Source organism: Streptomyces sp. NPDC047108 (genome assembly GCF_040643575.1).
Lineage (GTDB): Bacteria > Actinomycetota > Actinomycetes > Streptomycetales > Streptomycetaceae > Streptomyces.
The window spans coordinates 21,284-38,909 of sequence record NZ_JBEYUP010000033.1 but is presented as its reverse complement, the minus strand read 5'-3'; the positions used below and the strand labels follow the sequence as shown (position 1 = coordinate 38,909).

The 17,626-nt window shown below is 71.8% G+C and carries 13 protein-coding genes and 1 pseudogene; 12 read left to right on the top strand and 2 right to left on the bottom strand.

What is annotated here, in order from left to right; genetic code table 11:
* A pseudogene (locus ABZ822_RS31935) lies at window positions 1–282 on the top strand (ABC transporter ATP-binding protein); the annotation flags it as partial.
* A gap of 82 nt (window positions 283–364) precedes the next feature.
* On the opposite strand, the gene ABZ822_RS31930 reads toward ABZ822_RS31935, so the two are convergent.
* On the bottom strand, window positions 365–2,560 hold the full coding sequence (locus ABZ822_RS31930; protein WP_360861856.1) for an MMPL family transporter: 2,196 nt from the start codon (window positions 2,558–2,560) through the stop codon (window positions 365–367).
* A gap of 85 nt (window positions 2,561–2,645) precedes the next feature.
* Between ABZ822_RS31930 and ABZ822_RS31925 the strand changes: the two genes are divergently transcribed.
* From ABZ822_RS31925 to ABZ822_RS31880, 10 genes are all read left to right on the top strand, one after another.
* Entirely contained in the window at window positions 2,646–3,305 is a 660-nt protein-coding gene (locus tag ABZ822_RS31925) for a TetR/AcrR family transcriptional regulator (RefSeq protein ID WP_360861848.1), read from the top strand.
* A gap of 394 nt (window positions 3,306–3,699) precedes the next feature.
* Complete coding sequence (gene hpnC / locus ABZ822_RS31920; protein ID WP_360861846.1) at window positions 3,700–4,599, top strand: squalene synthase HpnC; 900 nt, start codon at window positions 3,700–3,702, stop codon at window positions 4,597–4,599.
* Window positions 4,596–5,546: a presqualene diphosphate synthase HpnD gene (hpnD, locus tag ABZ822_RS31915; RefSeq protein ID WP_360861844.1), complete on the top strand. Its 951-nt coding sequence runs from the start codon at window positions 4,596–4,598 to the stop codon at window positions 5,544–5,546. The genes hpnC and hpnD overlap by 4 nt, the downstream gene beginning before the upstream one ends.
* Window positions 5,546–7,045, top strand: coding sequence for a hydroxysqualene dehydroxylase HpnE (gene hpnE / locus ABZ822_RS31910; protein WP_360861842.1), 1,500 nt, complete (start codon window positions 5,546–5,548; stop codon window positions 7,043–7,045). The genes hpnD and hpnE overlap by 1 nt, the downstream gene beginning before the upstream one ends.
* A 5-nt stretch (window positions 7,046–7,050) precedes the next feature.
* Complete coding sequence (locus ABZ822_RS31905; RefSeq protein WP_360861854.1) at window positions 7,051–8,160, top strand: polyprenyl synthetase family protein; 1,110 nt, start codon at window positions 7,051–7,053, stop codon at window positions 8,158–8,160.
* Window positions 8,161–8,294: 134 nt separating this feature from the next.
* A complete protein-coding gene (gene shc, locus ABZ822_RS31900; RefSeq protein WP_360861840.1) occupies window positions 8,295–10,334 on the top strand; it encodes a squalene--hopene cyclase in 2,040 nt (679 codons plus the stop codon).
* A complete protein-coding gene (locus tag ABZ822_RS31895) occupies window positions 10,334–11,038 on the top strand; it encodes a 1-hydroxy-2-methyl-2-butenyl 4-diphosphate reductase (RefSeq protein ID WP_360861838.1) in 705 nt (234 codons plus the stop codon). Before shc ends, ABZ822_RS31895 begins: the two co-directional genes overlap by 1 nt.
* Window positions 10,989–12,014 carry an adenosyl-hopene transferase HpnH gene (hpnH, locus tag ABZ822_RS31890; protein WP_360861836.1) on the top strand — a complete coding sequence of 342 codons (1,026 nt, stop codon included), beginning with the start codon at window positions 10,989–10,991 and terminating at the stop codon, window positions 12,012–12,014. The genes ABZ822_RS31895 and hpnH overlap by 50 nt, the downstream gene beginning before the upstream one ends.
* 122 nt (window positions 12,015–12,136) lie before the next feature.
* A complete protein-coding gene (gene dxs / locus ABZ822_RS31885; protein WP_360861834.1) occupies window positions 12,137–14,077 on the top strand; it encodes a 1-deoxy-D-xylulose-5-phosphate synthase in 1,941 nt (646 codons plus the stop codon).
* A gap of 80 nt (window positions 14,078–14,157) precedes the next feature.
* A complete protein-coding gene (locus ABZ822_RS31880; protein ID WP_360861852.1) occupies window positions 14,158–15,525 on the top strand; it encodes an aspartate aminotransferase family protein in 1,368 nt (455 codons plus the stop codon).
* Window positions 15,526–15,685: 160 nt separating this feature from the next.
* On the opposite strand, the gene ABZ822_RS31875 is transcribed toward ABZ822_RS31880, so the two are convergent.
* A complete protein-coding gene (locus ABZ822_RS31875; protein ID WP_360861832.1) occupies window positions 15,686–16,507 on the bottom strand; it encodes a tyrosine-protein phosphatase in 822 nt (273 codons plus the stop codon).
* A 211-nt stretch (window positions 16,508–16,718) separates the two neighbouring features.
* Here ABZ822_RS31875 and ABZ822_RS31870 point away from each other — a divergent pair, with 211 nt between their 5' ends.
* Window positions 16,719–17,555: an SGNH/GDSL hydrolase family protein gene (locus ABZ822_RS31870; protein WP_360861830.1), complete on the top strand. Its 837-nt coding sequence runs from the start codon at window positions 16,719–16,721 to the stop codon at window positions 17,553–17,555.
* Window positions 17,556–17,626: the final 71 nt, after the last annotated feature.

Genomic DNA, 17,626 nt, shown 5'->3' with positions numbered 1-17,626 from the left:
ATGGCGGCCCGGTTGCGGTTCTCCATCGCGGCGGCGAAGGACCATGACGTGCTGATGATCGACGAGGCGCTGGCGACGGGTGACCGGAAGTTCCAGAAGCGCTCGGAGCAGCGCATCCGCGAACTGCGCAAGGAGGCGGGCACGGTCTTCCTGGTCAGCCACAACAACAAGTCGATCCGGGACACCTGCGACCGCGTGCTGTGGCTGGAGAAGGGCGAACTCCTGATGGACGGCCCGACCGACGAGGTCATCAAGGCCTACGAGAAGGAGTCGGCCAAGTAGGCTCCCGCGCACGGGAATCGACGGATGAGGGCCCTGCCGGACACGCGTCCGGCAGGGCCCTCATCCGTCTTACGGGGACGTGTCAGACCTTCACGGGGGTCCTGTCCGGGGCGGGTTCGCCCTCGGTGACACCCAGGCGCCGGTGGAGCCGGCGCAGCGGCTTCGGCGCGTACCAGGCGTACCGCCCCAGCAGCCGCATCGACGCGGGCACGAGCACACCGCGTACGACGAGTGCGTCGATGAGGATCGCCAGTCCGCTGCCGAGCCCGAACATCTGGATGAAGCTGACGTCGGCCGTGCCGAAGGCGAAGAAGCTGACCGCGAGCAGCCCGGCCGCCATCGTCACGATCCGCCCGGCGTGCGAGAGCCCGCCGCTCACCGCCGTCTCCGTGTCCGCCCCCGCGTCGTGCAGCTCCTTGATCCGGCTGGTGACGATGACCTCGTAGTCCATGGCCAGGCCGAAGGCGATGCAGAACATCAGCACGGTCATGGAGGTGTCCATCGGCTGGGGCGTGAAGCCGAGCAAGGACGCCAGATGGCCGTCCTGGAAGACCCACACCATCACGCCGATGGCCGCGGTCAGGCTGACGGCGTTGAGCACCAGTGCGCGCAGCGGCTGGACGACGCTGCCGGTGAACAGGAACAGGATGACGAACGTCGTGGCGGCGACCAGCCCGACGGCCGCGGGCAGCCGGTCCGAGATCGAGTCCTTGGCGTCGACGAGCCGTGCGTCGGTGCCGCCGACGAGGGTCTGCGTACCGGCGGGCGGGCCGATCGCGCGGACCTCCTCGACCAGGTCCTGTGCCGGGCCGCACTTGGGCGTCAGATCGGTGACGACGGTGATGCGCTGGGCGTCGGGCCGACCCAGTGCCGCGTTCGCCGGACCGGGCGGCGAGGATCTGCCGTCGCTGTAGGTGCCGCCCGAGGTCTCGACCCGGACCGTGCCGTCGAGCCGTGACAGCTCGGACGCGTAGCCGCTCAGCGCCGCCGGGGACACCGCTCCCGTCGTGACGATCTGCACGGCCGATTCGTCGCTGCCGCTGAAGTCGTTCTGCACGGCCGTGGCGACCTGCCGGCTCTGCGCGCTCTGGGGCAGGACCCGCTCGTCGGGCGTGCCGAAGGTGACGCCGAGCAGCGGGCTCGCCGCGAGCAGCAGCACCCCGAGGACCGGCAGGGCGGTCAGGGCCGGGCGGCGCATCACCGTACGGGCGAGGCGGGCCCACAGCGGCGCCTCGGGGCTGCGGACGGTCTCGGCCCACGGAAGGCGGCCGCGGTTGACGCGATGGCCCAGCAGGGCGAGCAGCGCCGGGGTGACGAGCAGTGCGCCGATGGCGGCGATGGCCACGACGCCGATCCCCGCGTACGCGAAGGAGCGCAGGAAGAACTGCGGGAAGATCAGCAGCGCGGCGAGGGCCGCGGCGACGGTCGCGGCCGAGAAGGCGATGGTGCGTCCGGCCGTCCGTACGGTGTGCCGGAGGGCGTCGGGGACGTCCGCGCCCTCGGCGAGATGCTCGCGGAACCGGCTGACCAGCAGCAGGGCGTAGTCGATGCCGAGCCCGAGCCCGAGCGCGGTGGTGAGGTTGACGGAGAACACCGACACGTTGGTGAGCGAGCCCAGGAGATAGAGCTCGGCGAAGGTGCCGACGATCGCGACGAGCCCGATGACCAGCGGCAGCAGCGCGGCGACGATGCTGCCGAAGGCGATCACCAGCAGGATCAGGATCAGCGGTACGGCGATCATCTCGGCCACCGCCAGGTCCTTGGCGACCTGGCTGGGCACTTCGTCGCTGACCGCCGCCTGACCGCCCGCACTGACGGTGAGGCCGTCGTGATCGCCGGTGTACTCGTCGATGATCGCGGCGGCGTTGTCGCCCTGCTGGGTGTCGTCGCCCTTGACGTGGGCGAGCACCAGCGCGGAGTGCCCGTCGCGTGAGGTGAGCGCGGGTGCGCCGGAGTCCCAGTACGAGATCACGTTCGCGACGGCCGGCTCCTGCTTCAGCTCGGCGGTCAGGGCACGGCCTTCACGCTCGGCGGCGGGGGAGGAGATGCGGCCGTCGTCGGCCCGGACGAGCAGCACGAGATTGCTCTCGCCGCCGAACTTCTCGTCGATGACCTTCTGTGCCCGGGTGGACGGCGCGCCGGGGTCCTCGAAGCCGCCTCCCAGCAGCTTTCCGAAGGCTCCGAAGCCGATGACTCCCATGGCGACCACGGCCGCGAGGCTCAGGGTCAGGACGAGCCGGGCCCGGCGGAGCGCCAGGTCGGCTATGCGGTCGAACACGATCATCGCCTCCGAGATGTTTACGTCATTAACATTGACGGTGGCACAGGATGTTAATGCCGTCAACATCGGGCAGGATGAAGGTATGAGTTCGATCAAGAGCGGCAGGGGCGGCAAGGGCGGGTACCACCACGGAGACCTCCGCAACGCGCTGGTCGAGGCCGCCGTCGACCTCGCGGCCGAAGGGGGGCCCGAGCGTGTCGTGCTGCGTGAGGCCGCGCGTCGCGTCGGCGTGTCGCCCACGGCCGCCTACCGGCACTTCAGCGGTCAGGGTGATCTGCTCGAGGCCGTGAAGCTCCACGGTCAGCAGGCGCTCGCCGCCTCGATGGCCGAGGCCGCCCGCGCGCTCCCGGCCGACGACGACCCGGGCGAGGCTGCCGAGCGCCGGATGAAGGCGATCGGGCGCGGCTACATCCGCTTCGCGATCGACCAGCCCGGCCTCTACCGGACCGCGTTCTGCCGTACACCCATGAACGAGACCGGTGCCTTCACCGGTCTCGTGGCGCCCGACGACAGTCCGGAATTCCTGGCGTTCCGGGTGCTCTCGGAGGCGCTCGACGCCCTCCTCGCGTCGGGTCGCATGCGGCCCGAGAGCCGGCGCGCTGCCGAAGTCGCCGCCTGGGCGGGCGTCCACGGCCTCTCGCTGCTCATCCTCGACGGGCCGCTCGCCCTGCTCCCCGCAGGCGAGCGCGACGACGTCGTGGAGCGCACCCTCACCGCCATCGCCGCGGGACTCACCCGATAGGCCGCCCGTGTGGCGTGACACACCGTCGGTGCCGCGTCAACTCACCTTGAGCGTTGGGCGAGTTGGGCGTGGCCGTGCCGCCGTACGGACCGATGGGTCACCCGGACGAGCCGCAATGCGTCGTACGGCGTAGGCTGTACCGACATCAAATCGTGGCAATTCAGTGCATTCCACAGCAAAAGGGAAAGCCGGTATCCGACTCGGTGTCAGCTCCGACAGCGGGCATCGTCGCAGGCGAGCGGGCGGCGTGTCCGAAATAGGATGTTCTGGGTCGGCAGTGTAGAACGGGAGATATGACGGCCATGGCTACGAGTACTCTCCGACTCCGAGGCACGTCCGCCGTCGCTCCCTGGCGTCGTCCCGCCGCCGCGACCGCTGCGCAGGGCAGGCAGCGGTGACGCCCGCGCAGGACGCCCACGCGCGTGCCGTACTCGACAAGGCCGCGCGTGAGAACTTCCCCGTGGCGCCGTTCTTCCTGCCCCGCGCCTGGCGTGTCGACCTGATGACCATCTACGGCTACGCCCGCCTCGTCGACGACATCGGCGACGGCGACCTCGCCCCCGGCGGCACCGACGCCGTTCTGCTCGGCCTCTCCCGCGAGCAGGCCGACGACCGTCTCGCCCTGCTCGACGCCTTCGAGGCCGACCTGCGCCGCGTCTTCGCGAGCTCCGGCGGCGGCCCGCGCCATCCGCTGCTCCAGCCCCTGCGCGCGACCGTACGGCGCTGCGGCCTCACGCCCGAGCCGTTCCTGGACCTCATCGCCGCCAACCGCCAGGACCAGCGCGTCGGCCGCTACGGCACGTTCTACGACCTGCTGGCCTACTGCGAACTGTCGGCCAACCCCGTCGGCCGGCTCGTCCTCGGCATCACCGGCACCACGACCCCCGAGCGGGTCCGCCGCTCCGACGCCGTATGCACCGCGCTGCAGATCGTCGAGCACCTCCAGGACGTCACCGACGACCTGCGCCGCGACCGCGTCTACCTCCCCGCCGACGACATGAAGCGCTTCGGGGTGGACGAGGCGGCGCTCGCCGCGCCCACCGGCAGCCCCGAGGTGCGCTCCCTGATCGCCTACGAGGCGGACCGCGCCCGGCAGATGCTGGACGAGGGTGCCGCTCTCGTGGGCAGCGTCCGCGGCCGGCTGAGGCTGCTGCTCGCCGGATTCGTCGCGGGCGGGCGCGCCGCACTGAGATCCATCGAGGCCGTGGGCCACGACGTACTCCCCGGACCGCCCAAGGCCACCAAGCTCGGCCTCGTGCGCGAGCTGGGGGCGACACTGCGAAGAGAGGGGTGAGGCGGACCGTGGACGAAACCGTCGACGCGGACGCGCCGGTGCTCGCCGCATACCGCTACTGCGAAGCCGTGACCGGAGCACAGGCCCGCAACTTCGCCTACGGCATCAGGCTGCTGCCCACCGAGAGGCGGCACGCCATGTCGGCGCTCTACGCCTTCTCGCGCCGGGTCGACGACATCGGCGACGGCGACCTCGCCCCCGACGTCAAGCGGGCCCGGCTGGAGTCCACGCGCGCCGTGCTCGGCCGCATCCGCGAAGGCACGGTCGACCCGGACGACACCGACCCCGTCGCCGTCGCCCTCGCCCACGCCGCACGGCAGTTCCCGATCCCCCTGGACGGCCTCGACGAACTCATCGACGGTGTCCTGATGGACGTGAGCGGCCGGACCTACGAGACCTGGGACGAGCTGAAGGTCTACTGCCGGTGTGTCGCGGGTGCGATCGGCCGGCTGTCGCTCGGCGTGTTCGGCACGATGCCGGGCGCGCCGGAGGCCGAACGAGCCCCGGAATACGCCGACACGCTCGGCCTCGCCCTCCAACTCACCAACATTCTGCGGGACGTCCGCGAGGACGCCGCGGGCGGCCGGACGTATCTGCCGGCCGAGGACCTCGCCAAGTTCGGCTGCTCCGACGGTTTCCACGGCACGGAGGCACCCCGCGGCTCGGACTTCCCCGGGCTGGTGGCCTTCGAAGTACGGCGCGCCCAGGGCCTGTTCGCCACCGGCTTCCGGCTGCTGCCGATGCTCGACCGGCGCAGCGGGGCCTGCGTCGCCGCCATGGCCGGTATCTACCGGCGGCTCCTCGACCGCATCGCCCACGACCCGGAAGCCGTGCTGCGCGGGCGTGTCTCGCTGCCGGGCCGGGAGAAGGCGTACGTGGCGGTGCGCGGCCTCACCGGCCTGGACGCGCGGCAGATCGCCCGGCAGACGTCCCGGAGGCGTGTCTGATGCGGTCGGTGTCCGGCGGCGACGGCCACCCCGAGTCCGGCACGCCCGCCATCCCCGGTGCACCCGGTGAACCGGGGCACACCCGCCGCTCGGCCGTGGTGATCGGAGGCGGAATCGCCGGTCTCACCTCGGCACTCGTCCTGGCCGACGCCGGGATGCGGGTGACCCTCGTCGAGGCCCGCCCGCGCCTCGGCGGCCTGGCGTTCTCCTTCCGCCGCACCGGGGCGGCCGGGGAGCTGACCGTCGACAACGGCCAGCACGTCTTCCTGCGCTGCTGCACCGCGTACCGCTGGTTCCTGGACCGTGTCGACGGCACCCGGCTCGCGCCGCTCCAGGACCGGCTGGACGTGCCCGTGCTCGACGCGCGCGGGGGGCGGCTCGGGCGGCTGCACCGCACCGCGCTCCCCGTACCGCTCCACCTCGCCGCCGGGCTCGCCCGCTACCCGCACCTCTCGCTCGCCGAGCGGGCCCGGGTCGCGCGCGCCGCGCTCGCCCTGAAGAAGCTCGACCCGGCCGACCCGGCGCTGGACGGCACCGACTTCGCGACCTGGCTGCGCCGGCACGGCCAGTCGGAGCGCGCGGTCGAGGCACTGTGGGACCTCGTCGGCGTGGCGACCCTCAACGCCCGTGCGCAGGACGCCTCCCTGGGACTGGCGGCCATGGTCTTCAAGACCGGGCTGCTCTCCGAGGCGGGCGCCGCCGACATCGGCTGGGCCCGCGTGCCGCTCGGGCACCTCCACGACACGCTGGCGCGCGCCGCCCTCGACAAGGCGGAGGTGCGGACGGTCCTGCAGGGCCGCGCGCAGCTCGTCGGCCGCGCCGCCGACCGGGGCTGGCTCGTCGACATCACCACCGGCGCCAAAGGCACGGGCGCCGAGCAGCTGCACGCCGACACCGTCGTCCTCGCCGTACCGCAGGCCGAGGCCCGAGGGCTGCTGCCCGACGGGGCGCTGGACGAGCCCGACCAACTGCTGTCCATCGGCACCTCGCCGATCCTCAACGTCCACGTCGTCTACGACCGCACCGTGCTCGACCGCCCTTTCCTCGCGGCGCTCGGCACGCCCGTGCAGTGGGTCTTCGACCGGACGCACGCCTCGGGTCTCGGCGGTGGCGGGCAGTACGTCGCCCTCTCGCAATCCGCGGTCCACGACGAGATCGACACGCCAGTCGCTACGCTACGCGAGCGCTACCTGCCCGAACTGGCGCGGCTGCTGCCGGCCGCCCGGAACGCGCAGGTGCGAGACTTCTTCGTCACCCGGGAGCGGACAGCGACGTTCGCCCCGACACCAGGTGTGGGACGGCTCCGGCCAGGAACCCGTACCCGCGCACCCGGCCTGTTCCTGGCGGGTGCGTGGACCGACACCGGATGGCCGGCGACCATGGAGGGTGCCGTCCGCAGCGGGGTCACCGCGGCGGGCGCGGCGCTCTCCGAACTCGGCCTCCGGCACGTCACTCCTCTCCCTGCCTTCGGCGTGGGAAGCACCAAGGAGGCAGCATGAGCACCATGAGCACGACCAGCAGTACCAGCACGAGCACAGGACACAGAGGAGAGACCGTGTCTTCGGAGAACCCGGCCCAGGACCGCGCGGGCGTTGCGGCGGTCCTGGAGCGCGGACGGACCCTCGCCACGCCGGTGCTCCGGGACGCCGTGGACCGGCTCGCACCGCCGATGGACACCGTGGCGGCGTACCACTTCGGCTGGATCGACGCGGAGGGCCGCCCGTCGGCCGCCGACGGGGGCAAGGCGGTGCGCCCCGCGCTCGCCCTGCTGTCCGCCGAGGCGGCGGGCGCGCCGCCGGAGACCGGCATCCCGGGCGCCGTCGCCGTCGAACTCGTCCACAACTTCTCGCTGTTGCACGACGACCTGATGGACGGCGACGAGCAGCGCCGGCACCGGGACACCGTCTGGAAGGTGCACGGCCCCGCCCAGGCGATCCTCGTGGGTGACGCGCTCTTCGCCCTCGCCAACGAGATCCTGCTGGAGCTCGGCACCGTCGAGGCAGGCAGGGCGACACGCCGTCTGACCACGGCCACCCGGAAGCTGATCGACGGCCAGGCCCAGGACATCAGCTACGAGCACCGTGAGCGTGTCAGCGTCACCGAGTGCCTGGAGATGGAGGGCAACAAGACCGGTGCGCTGCTGGCCTGCGCCTGCTCCATCGGCGCGGTCCTCGGCGGGGCGGACGACCACCTGGCCGACACGCTGGAGGCGTACGGCTACCACCTCGGCCTCGCCTTCCAGGCCGTCGACGACCTGCTCGGCATCTGGGGCGACCCGGAGGCCACCGGCAAGCAGACCTGGAGCGACCTGCGGCAGCGCAAGAAGTCCCTCCCGGTCGTGGCCGCGCTGGACGCCGGGGGAGAGGCGTCGGAGAGGCTCGCCGAACTCCTGGCCAAGGACGCCAAGAGCCACGACCTCGCCAACTTCGACGAGCACGCGTTCGCCACCCGCGCCGCCCTCATCGAGGAGGCGGGCGGCCGCGACTGGACCTCCGATGAGGCCCGCCGCCAGCACGCCACCGCCGTCGGGGCGCTGGACCGCGTGGAGATCCCCGGACACGTCCGCGACCAGCTCGTCGCGCTCGCGGACTTCGTGGTCGTGCGGACGAGATGATGCGCCCCCGCCTCATATGAGTCGCCGTCGCCGGCCGGTCCCGTTCGTCGTTGACCAGACGGGCACCGGCCGACGGCACGCCCCAGCACAGCAGTTGACGCACCTCACGAGACGCGCTGCACGAAGGGGAAGCCATGACCGCGACGACGGACGGCGGAGCCGTACCGCCCCGCCCGGCATCGGGAGACGCCGCGCACGACAGCACCGGCACGGAAGGATCCGGGGCGATCCCGGGACCCTCGGCGCCAGGCACGGACGCACCGCCGGTCCGCGGCGCCGCCGAGAAGGCGACCGTACGCGCGACCGAGTACCTGCTCGCCCGGCAGGACGCCGAAGGCTGGTGGAAGGGCGACCTGGAGACCAACGTCACCATGGACGCCGAGGACTTGATGCTCCGTCAATTCCTGGGCATCCGGGACGCGGAGACCACTGAGGCCGCCGCCCGCTTCATCCGCTCCCAGCAGCGCGAGGACGGCACCTGGGCCACCTTCCACGGCGGGCCCGCCGAACTCTCCGCCACCATCGAGGCGTACGTGGCGCTACGCCTGGCCGGGCACGAGCCGGACGCGCCGCACATGGCCGCCTGCGCCGCATGGGTGCGCGCCCAGGGAGGCATCGCCGCCTCCCGCGTCTTCACCCGGATCTGGCTGGCGCTCTTCGGCTGGTGGAAGTGGGACGACCTCCCCGAACTGCCGCCCGAGATGATCTACCTCCCGACCTGGTTCCCGCTCAACATCTACGACTTCGGCTGCTGGGCCCGGCAGACCATCGTGCCGCTGACCGTCGTCTCCGCGCTGCGCCCCGTACGGTCCGCGCCGTTCACGCTCGATGAGCTGCACACGGACCCGACCGAGCCGAACCCGCCGCGCCGGATGGCCCCGGCGGCCACCTGGGACGGCCTCTTCCAGCGCATCGACCGGGCCCTCCACGCCTACCACAAGGTCGCCGTGCGGCCCCTGCGGCGGGCGGCGCTGCGCTCCTGCGCCCGCTGGATCGTGGAGCGGCAGGAGAACGACGGCTGCTGGGGCGGTATCCAGCCCCCGGCGGTCTACTCCGTGATCGCCCTCCACCTGCTCGGTTACGACCTCCAGCACCCCGTCCTGCGCGCGGGACTCGCGTCGCTCGACCGGTTCGCCGTTCCGCGCGAGGACGGCGCCCGCATGATCGAAGCGTGCCAGTCCCCGGTGTGGGACACCTGCCTGGCCACGATCGCGCTGGCCGACGCCGGTCTGCCCGCCGACCACCCCGCCCTGGTCAAGGCGGCGGACTGGATGCTGAGCGAGCAGGTCGTACGCCCCGGGGACTGGACCGTGAAGCGGCCCCGGCTCGCGCCGGGCGGCTGGGCGTTCGAGTTCCACAACGACAACTACCCCGACATCGACGACACCGCCGAGGTCGTGCTCGCCCTGCGCCGCGTCCGCCACCCCGACCCGCGGCGCGTCGACGACGCGGTCCGGCGCGGGGTGCGCTGGAACCTCGGCATGCAGTCGAAGAACGGAGCGTGGGGCGCCTTCGACGTCGACAACACGAGCCCGTTCCCCAACCGGCTGCCGTTCTGCGACTTCGGCGAGGTCATCGACCCGCCGTCCGCCGACGTCACCGCGCACGTGGTGGAGATGCTGGCGTACGAGGGCATGGCCGCCGACGCGCGGACCCGCCGCGGTGTCGACTGGCTGCTGGCCGAACAGGAGGAGAACGGCGCCTGGTTCGGCCGCTGGGGCACCAACTACGTCTACGGCACCGGGTCGGTGGTCCCCGCCCTCACCGCCGTAGGGATTCCTGCCGCGCACCCAGCCGTCCGGCGGGCCGTCGCCTGGCTGGAGGGCGTCCAGAACGACGACGGCGGCTGGGGCGAGGACCAGCGCTCGTACCGCGACACCGACTGGATCGGGCGCGGCGAGTCCACCGCATCGCAGACCGCGTGGGCGCTGATGGCGCTGCTGGCGGCCGGCGAGCGGGACGGCAAGGCCGTGGAGCGCGGCGTGACCTGGCTCGCCGAGACCCAGCGGGAGGACGGCACCTGGGACGAGCCGTACTTCACCGGCACCGGCTTCCCCTGGGACTTCTCGATCAACTACCACCTCTACCGGCACGTCTTCCCGCTCACCGCCCTGGGCCGCTACCTCCACGGAGAGCCGCTCTCCACCATCGATCCGCGCCGCCAGGGGTCCTGATGGCCGCGGCCCCCGGCACGGCACCGCTGCTGATCGCCTGCGCGCTCGGCATCGAGCGTTTCGCGCTGCGCAGCGGCGACCACAGCGGTGCGCCGGGGCCCGTGACCGTCCTGCGCACGGGGATGGGCCCGCAGGCCGCCGAGAGGGCCGTCGCCGGCGCCCTGGGGGCCCCGTCGGCGGCCGGAGCGGCGGTCATCGCCACGGGCTTCTGCGCGGGGCTGGCGCCCGGTATGCACCCCGGGGACGTGGTCGTCGCCGACGAGACCCGGGACCGGGACGGGAACACGGCCTGCACCGGTCCCGGCATCCTCGCCAAGGCCCTGGCGGACATCGTCGGGACCCGGCCAGGCCGCACCATCCACACCGGCCCGCTCACCGGATCCGACCACGTCGTACGGGGTGCGGAGCGGGCCGAGCTGGCCGCGGGCGGGGCGATCGCGGTGGACATGGAATCGGCGGTGACGCTGCGCAGTGCGGTGCTGGCCGGACCCCGTCCGGTTGCGGCCGTCCGGGTGGTCGTGGACGCTCCAGAGCATGAGCTCGTCCGTATCGGGACGCTGCGCGGTGGAATATCGGCTTTCCGCGTATTGCGGGCCATCCTTCCGGCTTTCTTCGAATGGCACCGTTCTTACTGCTCCCCAGGAGGTGAGCTAGATGGCCATGCCGCTCCGCCAGACCATCCGGGTCGGGACGTATCTCCTTGAACAGAAGCTTCGGCGACGCGAGAAATTTCCCCTGATCGTCGAACTCGAACCGCTCTACGCCTGCAACCTGGCGTGCGAAGGCTGCGGAAAGATCCAGCACCCGGCCGGGGTGCTCAAGCAGCGCATGCCGGTGGCGCAGGCGGTCGGTGCCGTGCTGGAGTCCGGGGCGCCGATGGTCTCGATCGCCGGTGGCGAGCCCTTGATGCATCCGCAGATCGACGAGATCACCCGGCAGCTCGTGGCCCGCCGGAAGTACGTCTTCCTGTGCACGAACGCCATGCTGCTGCGCAAGAAGATCGACAAATTCGAGCCCTCGCCGTACTTCGCCTTCGCGGTGCACATCGACGGCCTGCGGGAGCGGCATGACGAATCGGTGGCGAAGGAAGGCGTGTTCGACGAGGCGGTGGCGGCCATCAAGGAGGCCAAGCGCCGCGGCTTCCGGGTCACCACCAATTCGACGTTCTTCAACACCGACACCCCGCAGACCGTCGTCGAGGTGCTCAATTACCTCAATGACGACCTGCGCGTGGACCAGATGATGATTTCGCCCGCGTACGCCTACGAGAAGGCGCCCGACCAGGAGCACTTCCTGGGCGTGGAGCAGACCCGGGAACTCTTCCGGAAGTCCTTCGCGGGCGGGAACCGGCGGCGCTGGCGGCTCAATCACAGCCCTCTCTTCCTGGATTTCCTCGAGGGCAAGGCCGACTTCCCCTGCACCGCCTGGGCGATCCCCAACTATTCGATCTTCGGGTGGCAGCGGCCCTGCTATCTGATGGCCGACGGGTACGTGCCCACGTACAAGGAGCTCATCGAGGACACCGACTGGGAGGCGTACGGCCGCGGGAAGGACGACCGCTGCGCGAACTGCATGGCGCACTGCGGCTACGAACCCACGGCCGTGCTCGCCACGATGGGGTCGCTCAAGGAGTCGCTGCGCGCGGTGCGGGACGGCGTCAGCGGAAACCACGGGGCGTGATCCGGGGCATCCCCCTGCGCACGACCCGCGAGATGCGCGGAATCCACGGTGGCCCCGGCCGTCCCTTGCGGACATCCGGGGTCACCGAGGGCTGAGAGCACGGACAACCGAGGTGGCCGGACGTGTCGTTGCTGGACAACATCAGGGAACCGGGCGATCTGCGGGCGCTTCCCGTGGAGCTGATGGACGAACTCGCCGAGGACGTACGGCAGTTCCTCCTCGGTGCGGTGCCGGAGCCGGACGGCCCTCTCGCGGCGAACCTCGGGGTGGTGGAGCTGACCGTCGCCCTGCACCGCGTCTTCGACTCCCCGAAGGACCGGGTGCTCTTCGACACCGGTCACCAGAGCTACGTCCACAAGCTCCTCACGGGCCGTCAGGACTTCTCGAAGCTGAGGGCCAGGGGCGGCCTGTCCGGCTACCCGTCGCGCGCCGAGTCCGAGCACGACGTCATCGAGAACAGCCACGCCTCGACGGTGCTCGGTTGGGCCGACGGCCTGGCCAAGGCCAACCAGGTGCGGAAGAAGGACGACCACGTCGTCGCGGTCATCGGTGACGGCGCACTGACCGGTGGCATGGCGTGGGAGGCGCTCAACAACATCGCCGACGCCAAGGACCGTCCGCTGGTCATCGTCGTCAACGACAACGAGCGTTCGTACGCGCCCACGGCCGGCGGTCTCGCTGGCCACCTCGCCACCCTCCGCACGACCGACGGCTACGAGCGCCTTCTGGCCTGGGGCAAGAGCGTCCTGCGCGGCACGCCCCTCGTCGGGCAGCCGCTCTACGGGTCGCTGCACGGCGCGAAGAAGGGGCTGAAGGACGTCATCGCCCCGCAGGGGCTGTTCGAGGACCTGGGCCTGAAGTACGTGGGACCGGTCGACGGTCATGACGTCGAGGCCCTCGAGTCCGCTCTGCGACGGGCCAAGCGGTTCACGGGGCCGGTCATCGTCCACTGCCTGACCGAGAAGGGCCGCGGCGGCCCTCCCGCCTCCGAGGAGGACGCAGGCCCCGTCCACGCCGTGGACCCGCTGATCCCCCGGCCGCTGCCGCACCCCGGCGCACCCTCCTGGACGTCGGTGTTCGGCGACGAGTTGGTGCGGATCGGGGCCGACCGCCCGGACGTCGTGGCGATCACGGCCGGGATGTTCCGGCCCGTCGGCCTGCGGAAGTTCGCGCAGGCCTTCCCCGACCGCGTCCACGACGCGGGCGTCGCCGAGCAGCACGCCGCGGTCTCCGCGGCGGGCCTGGCCACCGGCGGTCTGCACTCCGTCGTCGCCGTCGGTGCCACGTCCCTCAACCGCGCCTTCGACCAGGTCCTCATGGACGTGGCCCTGCACAAGTGCGGCGTCACCTTCGTCCTGGACCGCGCCGGTGTCACCGGCACCGACGGCGCGTCGGCCAACGGTGTGTGGGACCTGTCGATCCTCCAGGTCGTTCCCTCCCTGCGGATCGCGGCGCCGCGCGACACCGACCGTCTCCGGGAGCAACTGCGCGAGGCCGTGGACGTGGCCGACGCCCCGACCGTCGTCCGGTTCCCCGAGGAGCCCGTGGGCGGGCCCGTTCCCGCCGTGGGCCGGATCGGCGGCATGGACCTGCTCCGAGGCCCGGCGGACGGCTCGCCACCGGCCGACGTCCTGCTGGTCTCCGTCGGCGCGCTCGCGCCCGTCTGCCTGGGTGCGGCCGACCTGCTCCAGGCGCGCGGCATCCGCTGCACGGTGGTGGACCCGCGGTGGGTCCGGCCCGTCGACCCGCAGTTGCCGGGGCTGGCGGCGCGCCATCGCCTCGTCGCGGTCGTGGAGGACAACTGCCGTACGGGTGGGGTCGGTTCGGCCGTCGACCGGGCCCTGCGCGACGCCGGGACGGATCTGCCCGTCCGCACCTTCGGCGTCCCCGAGGCGTTCCTCGCCCACGCCGAACGGAGTGAGGTGCTGGCCGAGATCGGGCTCACGCCGTCGGCGATCGCGGGCGCGATCGGCGCCGCCATGGACCGTGTCGGGGCCCGCGCCGATCACCGCACCGAGGAGCGCGCCGAGTCCCGCCCCGTAGTGAAGGAGAGCCGCACATGACAGCCTCCCGCCCCGCCGAGTCGGCCGGATCCGGCGAGTCCGGAGCGCACCGCGAGCCCGGAGCGGGGGACTTCGACCTGATGAAGCTGGTGGCGGAGCGCAGCGGCGAGCGCTACGACCTCCACGCCCGCCACCTCAACCACCAGTTGCCGCGCATGCTGCGCACCATCGGCTTCGACAAGTCCTACGTCCGGGCCGAGGGCGCGTACTTCTGGGACGAGGACGGGCAGGACTACCTCGACATGCTCGGGGGCTTCGGGGTCATGGGCCTCGGCCGTCACCACCCGGTCGTCCGCCAGGCCCTGCACGACGTGCTCGACGCGTCCCTCGCCGACCTCGTCCGCTTCGACTGCCAGCCGCTGCCCGGACTGCTCGCCGAGCGGCTGCTCGCCCATGTCCCGCACCTGGACCGGGTGTTCTTCGGGAACAGCGGGGCCGAGGCCGTCGAGACCGCGCTCAAGTTCGCCCGGTACGCCACCGGCCGGTCGCGCGTCCTGTACTGCACGCACGCCTTCCACGGGCTGACCGCCGGCGCGCTCTCGGTCAACGGCGAGGACGGATTCCGAACGGGCTTCGGCCCTCTCCTGCCCGACGTTCCGGTTCCACTCGGCGATCTCGACGCCCTGGAGCGGGAGCTGGTGCGCGGCGACGTCGCGGCGCTGATCGTCGAACCGATCCAGGGGAAGGGCGTGTACACCGCGCCGCCCGGCTACCTGCGCGCCGCGCAGGACCTGCTGCGGAAGCACAAGGCGCTGCTCATCGCGGACGAGGTGCAGACAGGGCTCGGACGCACCGGCGACTTCTTCGCTTACCAGCACGACGAGGGCGTCGAGCCGGATCTGGTGTGCGTGGCGAAGGCCCTGTCGGGCGGCTATGTCCCGGTCGGGGCCACGCTCGGCAAGGACTGGATCTTCAAGAAGGTCTACTCGTCGATGGACCGGGTGCTGGTCCACTCCGCGAGCTTCGGCGCCAACGCCCAGGCGATGGCGGCCGGGCTCGCCACGCTCGCCGTGATGGAGAACGAGCAGATCGTCGCCAACGCGAGGGTCACCGGCGATCTGCTGCGCACCCGGCTGGCGGACCTGGTGAGCCGCTACGAGCTGCTGCTCGACGTACGGGGGCGCGGCCTGATGATCGGCATCGAGTTCGGGCGGCCCAGCTCGCTCGGGCTGCGCAGCCGCTGGTCGATGCTTCAGGCCGCCCGCAAGGGCCTCTTCGCGCAGATGGTGGTGGCGCCGCTGCTTCAGCGGCACCGGATCCTGACCCAGGTCTCCGGCGACCGGCTCGAAGTGATCAAGCTGATTCCGCCGCTGATCATCGGTGAGCGCGAGGTCGAACGGTTCGTGGCCGCGTTCACCGACGTCATGGACGACGCCCACAGCGGTGGAGGGCTGATCTGGGACTTCGGCCGCACGCTCGTCAAGCAGGCCGTGTCACCGAACCGCTGACCGCGCCGCGGCCGTTTGCGCCTCGGGCCTCGTACGCGCGGCTGTTCCGCCTCGGGCCTCGTACGCGCGGCTGTTCCGCCTCGGGCCTCGTACGCCGCGGCCGTCACCCTGTCAGGCGGGGGCGCCGTCTCAGGCCGGGGCGCCGCATCCGTCTCCCGTCTCAGGCGGCGCCGTCGAGCAGCCGGGCCCGCAGCCGTTCGCGCCGCTCGGGACCGAAGTCCAGCCCCTGCGTGAGGTAGTCGTCCACCGATCCCCATGTCTCCTCGATGGTCGCGAAGGCGGCCTCGAGGTATTCGGCACGGGCGTCGAAGAGCGGGCTCAGCAGCTCCCGCACCTCGGCGGACATGTCGGCCTCGGTCTGGTCGCCGCGCCGGACCTTGTAGCGGCGGTGGGCGGCGTTGCTCGCGAGGTAGTCGTTCTCGATCGCGTCCCGTTCGACGCCGAGGGCGAGCAGGGTCACCGCGACGGACAGACCCGCACGGTCCTTTCCGGCAGCGCAGTGCATGAGCACGGGGACGCTGTCGTCGGTGACGGCGTGCAGCACCCGGCTGTGCTCGGCGGTGCGGGTGCGGATGATGTGCCGGTACGTGGCGATCATCCGGTCCGCCGCCTTGCCGTCACCGAGCCCCTTCCGGAGCTGCTCCACCTCCCCGTCGCGCACCATCTGCCAGAAGTCGGCGCCCGCAGCGGGGTCGGTCAGCGGGATGTTCACATGGCGTACGCCCGGCAGCGCGATGTCGGGGCCCTCCAGCTCCACATCGGCCGAATTGCGGAAGTCGAAGATCGTGTGCAGGTCCAGCGAGGTGAGGAACGCGGCGTCTTCCTCGGTGGCGTGGGCCAGATGGCCGCTGCGGTAGAGCACGCCCGTCCGTACGCGCTTGCCGTTCGCCGTCGGCAGTCCGCCGACATCACGGAAGTTACGGACACCCGACAGCTCGGGCTCGGCCTGCGGGGCGTGCGGGACCTGCGGCGTCTGCGTCACGGGCGCTCCTCGGTGCGGGTGTCGGGCCGCCGGTTCCGGTTCCCGGCGACGTGACACGTCGACGATACGACAAGAGTTCACCGCGCAATCATCTCGTCGGCCCACGTCCCCCTCCGGGGTTGCCGAAATTGACCCGGTGGTCTAAATCACCCCTCGTCAACCCCCGGTTACGGTGGCGTAGGTCACTGCGGGAACGGAATCATGTGGCGACGTGGCAGACGATTCGACATCAATCACCGAAGGATCCATCAGCGAAGGCGCCATCGGGTCGTACGCGGCGCTGGGGGACAGCTTCACCGAGGGTGTGGGCGACCCCGGTCCCGACGGGGCGTTCATCGGCTGGGCCGACCGCCTCGCCGTGCTGCTCTCCGATCACCGAGCCGAACACGACTTCCGGTACGCCAATCTCGCGGTCCGCGGTCGGTTGCTGGACCGGATCGTCGAGGAGCAGGTGCCGCGCGCCAAGGAGCTGGCCCCCGATCTGGTGTCCTTCTGCGCCGGGGGGAACGACATCATCCGGCCGGGCAGCGACCCCGACGCCGTGGCCGAGCGCTTCGAGGCGGCCGTCGCCGACCTCACCGCGGCGGTGCCCGCCGTGATGGTGACCACCGGATTCGACACCCGGGGCGTGCCGGTGCTGCGCCACCTCCGCGGCAAGATCGCCACCTACACCGCACACGTACGGGCCATCGCCGACCGGTACGGCTGCCCGGTGCTCGATCTGTGGTCGCTCCGCTCGGTGCAGGACCGGCGGGCCTGGGACCCCGACCGGCTGCATCTGTCACCCGACGGGCACACGCGCGTCGCGCTGCGCGCCGGACAGGTTCTCGGCCTCACCGTGCCGGCCGACCCCGACCAGCCGTGGCCGCCGCAGCCCGAGCGCCCGGCGTTCGCGGTGCGCAGGGACAACGTGCAGTGGGCGCGCGAGTATCTGGTGCCGTGGATCGGACGACGGCTGCGGGGTGAGTCGTCGGGGGACCACGTCGAGCCCAAGCGTCCGGATCTGCTGCCGCTGGAGTCCTCGTCGACGGCGGCGCCCGGCGCCTGAACCGCGAGCCTGCGTCACGGCGAGAGGTGTCGGCGCGTCAACGCGGTAGTGACGGCATGTCCCTTGAGGTG